Annotated in this window: 5 protein-coding genes; 2 read left to right on the forward strand and 3 right to left on the reverse strand. The window is 73.7% G+C overall.

The window, feature by feature from the left end:
• The 3 genes from QH283_RS07185 to QH283_RS07195 all read right to left on the reverse strand — a co-directional run.
• The coding region (locus tag QH283_RS07185) for an LLM class flavin-dependent oxidoreductase (protein WP_280502232.1) at positions 1-924 on the reverse strand (924 nt) is incomplete at its 3' end.
• A complete protein-coding gene (locus QH283_RS07190; RefSeq protein ID WP_280502233.1) occupies positions 921-2,225 on the reverse strand; it encodes an NtaA/DmoA family FMN-dependent monooxygenase in 1,305 nt (434 codons plus the stop codon). The genes QH283_RS07185 and QH283_RS07190, both read right to left, overlap by 4 nt.
• A 14-nt stretch (positions 2,226-2,239) precedes the next feature.
• A complete protein-coding gene (locus tag QH283_RS07195; RefSeq protein ID WP_280502234.1) occupies positions 2,240-3,133 on the reverse strand; it encodes a sulfurtransferase in 894 nt (297 codons plus the stop codon).
• Between the two features lie 176 nt (positions 3,134-3,309).
• On the opposite strand from QH283_RS07195, the gene QH283_RS07200 reads away from it, so the two are divergent.
• On the forward strand, positions 3,310-4,194 hold the full coding sequence (locus tag QH283_RS07200) for a sulfurtransferase (RefSeq protein ID WP_280502235.1): 885 nt from the start codon (positions 3,310-3,312) through the stop codon (positions 4,192-4,194).
• Positions 4,195-4,248: 54 nt separating this feature from the next.
• Entirely contained in the window at positions 4,249-5,163 is a 915-nt protein-coding gene (locus QH283_RS07205; protein WP_280502236.1) for an ABC transporter permease, read from the forward strand.
• Positions 5,164-5,202: the final 39 nt, after the last annotated feature.

Genomic DNA, 5,202 nt, shown 5'->3' on the forward strand with positions numbered 1-5,202 from the left:
GTGGAAGAGCGCCTCGGTGGCGGCGGCCAGGCCGGGATCGGGCAGCAGCGCCTCCACGATCCGGTCGGTGGCGCCGAAGTGCACGCGGTTGTCGGTCAGGAAGCGCCCGCGCTCCCCGGCCCCCGGGGACAGCTGGGGATAGAACGAGGGACTGGCCTCGGCGTCGCTGTCCAGCAGGTCGAGCGCGTCGCGTTCGCTCGCGCCGGGCAGGACCGACACGCTCGTGCCGATGCGCGGCGCGCCACGGCAGCAATCCCGGTAGGCCTCGATCAGCTCGCCCACCCCGCCACCCGCCCTGGCCTGCGAATTGCCGTGCGGCAGCAGACCGTCGCCCGCCGCGCCCGCCCGCCGCGCGGTCGCGCTGTTGCCGGTGGACTGCCAGACCCGCGCCCGCAGCGTGCCCGGCGGCGGATACAGGGCGATCCCGGTGGGGCCCGCCTCGGCGGACTCGCCGTCCGGTGCGCCGGGTTCGCCTGCCGACACCCACCCGTCGGCCAGGATCCGGTGCAGCTCGCGCACCCGCTCGGCGTAGAGCCGTTCGCGCTCGCCGTCGGGCACGCCGAAGACGGCGTGGCTGGCGGCGGAGTGCCCGAACCCGAGCCCTTTGCCGACACCGAGTTCCAGCCGTCCGTCGCTGAGCGCGTCGGTGACCACCGCGTCCTCGGCGAGGCGCACCGGGTGCTCGAACGGCAGGGCCACCACACCGGTGCCGAGGCGGATCGTGGTGGTGTGCTGGGCGGCCGCGGCGACGAAGGGGAAGACCGAGGGCAGCGCCGCGTGGTGGGCCCCGAAGTGGCGGGTGGCGAACCAGATCGTTCGGAAGCCGAGCCGTTCGGCGTGTGCCGCGATCTCCACGGTGCGCCGGTAGACCTGCGCGGCGGGTGGGCCGCTGCGCAACTGCACGAACAACGACGGGGCGGTCACAGGCCGTAATGCCCTCTCAGCGTCGCGGTCTCGTACTCGGTGCGGAACAGCCCGCGTCGGCGCAGCAGCGGCAGCACGTGGTCGACGAAATCGGCCAGGCCGGAGGGCAGTTCGTCGATCATCAGGTTGAAGCCGTCGCAGGCGCCCGAGTCGAACCAGGAGGTGATGAAATCGGCCACCTGCTCCGGTCCGCCCACCACCTTGGCGTGCACGCTGCCCGAGGCGAGCAGCCTGGCCGCGCCCCGGGTGTCGGCGCCGCTGGTGCGGATGTATTCGAGCAGCACGGCGCGCTGGCCGCGGGAGCCTCGATCGGAGTTCTCGTCGGGCACTCGCTCCCACGGGAAGGGCGCGTCCAGATCGAGCCCGTTCGGGTCGATGCCGAGCCGCGCGGCCAGATTCACCAACTGCACCTCGTCGGGGATGAGGTCGATGAGTTCGCGTTCGCGCCGTTTCGCCGCGGCCTCGGAGTCGGCGAGCACGATGATCAGGCCGGGCAGCAGCTTCACGCTGCCGGGGTCGCGTCCGGCCGCGGCGGCGTGGCGGCGCAGTTCGGCGCGGCGGGCGGCGGCGGATTCCGGGTCGACGTGCGCGGAGTAGACCGCGTCGGCGGTGCGGCCGCCCAGTTCCACCCCGTGCGTGGAGGCGCCCGCCTGGATGAGCACCGGCCTGCCGTGCGCCAGCGGCGGTGACTTGAGCGGGCCCGCCACGCGGAAGAATTTGCCGTGGTGCTCGATCGGGCGCACCCGCGCCGGGTCGAGATAGCGGCCGGTCGTCTTGTCGCCGGTCAGGCCGTCGGCGGGGACCGAATCCCACAGCGCGGTCACCACGTCGATGAATTCCGCGGCCCTGGCGTAGCGCTCGGACTTCGGCGGCGCCTGGTCGAGCGAGTAGTTGCGCGCCGCGGCGTCGCCGCCGGTGACCACGTAGTTCCAGCCCGCCCTGCCGTCGGAGACCGAGGCCAGCGAGGCGAACGCGCGCGCCAGGTTGTAGGGGTCGTTGTAGGAGGTGGTCGCGGTGACGATCAGGCCGATCCGGCTGGTGTGCGCGGCGATCACCGACTGGGCGACGAACGGGTCGAGCAGCCTGCTCGGCGCGTTCCAGTCCTTGGGCTGGACGTCGGGGGAGTCGGCGAGGATGCCCGCGTCGAGTTTGCCGCGCACGGCGCCCCGCGCCACCTCGAGATAGTGCTCGATGCTCACGAAGTGGGCCGCGGGCTCCGGCGCGCGCCGCCAGGGACTGCCGATGGTGCCGCCGGGAATGAGATTGGCGTTGAGGATGAGACGACGTGGCTTGTCGGCCATGGGAACTCCTGGATTCAGACGGAAGGGACGGACGTCTCGCGCACCAGCGGACGGTCCGGGTCGGCGGTCCACTGCGACAGCGAGCCGGGATACAGGGCGGCCTCGACACCGAGGGTGGCCAGCACGAACACCTGCAACGCGGCGGCCATGCCGCTGCCGCAGTAGCTGGCGGACGGGGGCCGGGCGGTGCCGTGCTCGGCGGCCGCGGGTGTGCCAGGCGGTGCGGTGGGCGGCTTCGCGGCCGCGGGGATCAGCCCGAGTGCGCCGTAGCGGGCTCGCAGGGTGTGTTCGTCGCGCAGCAGTCCGTGTTGGTCGAGGTCGTCGAACACCGGGGCGCTGACCGCCTCCGGGATGTGGCCGGGAAACTCGCCGTGTCCGCGGAAGTGGTCGCGCGGGCGGGCGTCCAGCAGGATGCCGCGGGCGGGCAGGGCGGCCACGGCGGTCGTGTCGACGACGGGGAGTGCGCCCGGCCGGGCCACGGCGGTGCCGGGCTCGGCGTGCTCGGGGCCGGTCACGAGTTCCCCGCCCACCGCGCGCCAGGCGGACAGGCCGCCGTCGAGCACGCGGACGTCCGTCAGCCCCGCCCAGCGCAGCACCCACCAGGCGCGGGCGGCGGGCACGGTGCGCGCGTCGTCGTAGACCACGACGGTGCTGTCGGGGTGGATGCCCCAGCGGCGCAGCGCGGCGGTCAGCGCCCCCGGTTCGGGCAGCGGGCGGTCGCCGGTGTGCGGGCCCGGGGGTGCGGCGAGATCGGCGTCCAGGTCGGCCAGGCGCGCGCCGGGCAGGTGTCCGCGCAGGTAGGCCGTCCGGTCCGCGCCGGAGCGGATGTCGAGCAGGACCAGCCGGTCCGGCGGGTCGTCGAGCAGCCTGGCTGCGGACAACAGATGGGCGGCACGGGCGCCGGACATGGGTCCCCCTTGGGCGGTGGTCGGATGTGCGCGTCGGCCGAGGATATGTTTTCACCAGAGGTGAAAACATAATTCGAGTCTCGGTGACTTTTTGTGTTCACAGCCATGTTTCGGCGCTCATATGTTTCCCCTACCTGGATCGCCCGATCCCGGCCCGAACCAGTGGGAGGCCTGCTGTGGCAGACGCGAGCACCGCCACGACGCGCATCGTCGACGCCGAATGGCTGCGGACACACCTCGCCGACCCGGACGTCGTCGTGGTCGAGCTGGCCCACACGCCGGCGGGCGAGGCGGAATCGCCCGCGGCGCGGCCCGAAGTCGTCCCCGGCGCGCGGCGGGCGCACTGGAAGGACCTGCTCTGGCATCGGTCCCGCCGCGAATTCCCCTCGGCGCGAGAGCTCGCCGAGCGCCTGCACGCGCTCGGGGCCCGTTCGTCCTCGACGGTCGTCTTCGCCGGCGACCCACCGCAGTTCGCCGCCTACGCCCTCTGGGTCGCCGAGGCGGTCGGGCTCGGCGGGGACCTGCGTTACCTGGACGGCGGCCTGCCCGCCTGGGCCGAGGCCGATCGAGCTCCGGCGCCCGGTCCGCGAGCCCGCGCCGTGGCATCGCCGTCTCCTGGCGAGGACCTGCTCCCGCAGGGCGCGCCGCGCACCGGCCTGGTCGCCGGCCGCGACGAGGTCCGCGCGGCGATCGGCACCGCCACCGTGCTGCTGGATCTGCGCTCCCCCGAGGAGTATTCGGGCCTGCGCGTCTCGCCGGACACCGAACCCGTCGACCACGGCGCCGAGCGCGCCGGGCACATCCCCGGCGCGCTCAGCCTGCCGGTGCTCGACCTGCTCGACGAACGCGGCCTGCTGCGCCCGGTTGCCGAGATCCGCGCGCGGACCGCCGAGCTCGGCATCGACGGGGCAGCGGAGATCATCGCCTACTGCAGGCTGTCGCATCGGGCGGCGCTGGGCTGGCTGGTGTTCACCGAACTCCTCGGCGACCACCGGGTGCGGGTGTACGACGGCTCGTGGACCGAGTGGGGCAGCCTCGTCGGCGCGCCCGTCGAGAGCTGAGCCGCGATGCGAGCCTGCGGCAGAAACGATTTCCGGGGCACCGGGCCGCGCCGCGTGGCGGGCCTGCTCGTCTCGGCGGCGGCCATGATGTGGGCCGCGGTCACCCTGGCCTTCCTCGCGGTGCACCTCGCGCCCGGTGATCCGGTCACCGCCATCATGGGCGAATCCACCGATCCGAGCCTGCGGGCGCGCGTCGAACAGGACTGGGGCCTCGACCGGCCGTTGTGGGTGCAGTACACCCGCCACCTGGGCAGACTGCTGCACGGCGACCTCGGCTACTCCTACGTGCGCGGCGAGCCGGTGGCCGACATCCTGTTCGGCGAGCAGTTGCGCACCAGTGCGCAGCTGGCCGGTTTCGCGTTGCTCATCGCACTGCTGCTCGCGCCGCTGCTCGCGGTGCTCACCGCGGGCCGCCGCGACCCGCTGAGCCGGACGGTCACCACCGCCGAGATCGTGGTGGCCTCGGCGCCGCCGTTCTGGACCGGCCTGCTGCTGATCTGGACCTTCGCCTTCACCCTGAAGGTGCTCCCGGTGACCGCGGGCAACGAGTTCCAGCGCTTGATCCTGCCCTCGGTCACCCTGGCCCTGCCCATCGCGGCGGTGCTCGCCCAGGTGATGCGGGAGGGCATCGAGCGCGCGCTCACCGAGCCGTTCGCCCTGACCGCCCGCGCCCGCGGCATCGGCGCCATCCGGCTGCGGGTGCGCCACGGTCTGCGGCATTCGCTCATCCCGGCCGCGACCCTGGCCGGGTGGGCGGTCAGCGGGCTGCTCACCGGCACCGTGGTGATCGAGGAGGTCTTCGGCCGGGCCGGGATCGGCCGGGCCACCGTGCAGGCCGTCTCCTACTCCGACGTCCCCGTGGTGCTTGGGGTCGCGCTGCTCAGCGCCGCCGTCTATCTCACCGTCACCGTGCTCGTCGACATCGCCTACGTGTGGATCGACCCGCCCCTACAGGAGTCCGACGCATGACCGTCACCGCCGGGGCGCGCGCCCGCGTCCGCCTCCCGC

The sequence above is a fragment of the Nocardia farcinica genome (assembly GCF_029867845.1).
In the GTDB taxonomy this organism is placed as follows: domain Bacteria; phylum Actinomycetota; class Actinomycetes; order Mycobacteriales; family Mycobacteriaceae; genus Nocardia; species Nocardia farcinica_A.

Coding starts and splice junctions, on each gene's coding strand:
- QH283_RS07190 (WP_280502233.1), bottom strand. CDS start 2,225: ATGGCCGACAAGCCACGTCGTCTCATCCTCAACGCCAATCTCATTCCC.
- QH283_RS07195 (WP_280502234.1), bottom strand. CDS start 3,133: ATGTCCGGCGCCCGTGCCGCCCATCTGTTGTCCGCAGCCAGGCTGCTC.